A 262-nucleotide genomic window follows, 5' to 3' on the forward strand; every position below is an offset into this window, starting at 1 on the left:
GTTATAAGTAGAAATGCAACCCAAACCTATGGGGAGATATTATCCTATAAAGCTGTTTTTGGAAATGCTACATTGGTGATCTATTCATTTTCGCCGCCTTTTTTCGTTAAGATTCTATTTGATATCTCAAGACTTTTTAGCCGAACGATCCATCTTCAAAAGCAGACTTCAGATTTAGAACTTCAAAATCTTAATATAGAAAAAGACTTTTTGAAAGCACAGCTTAATCCCCATTTTTTATTTAATACCCTAAATAATCTAT

At 31.7% G+C, this 262-nt stretch carries 1 protein-coding gene; it reads left to right on the forward strand.

Translation table 11 applies throughout. The features are described 5' to 3' along the window. The coding region (locus tag SB659_RS19835) for a histidine kinase (RefSeq protein WP_410551656.1) at positions 1-262 on the forward strand (262 nt) is incomplete at both ends.

It is taken from the genome of Arthrobacter sp. SIMBA_036 (genome assembly GCF_046535135.1).
Classification (GTDB): Bacteria; Actinomycetota; Actinomycetes; order Actinomycetales; family Micrococcaceae; genus Arthrobacter.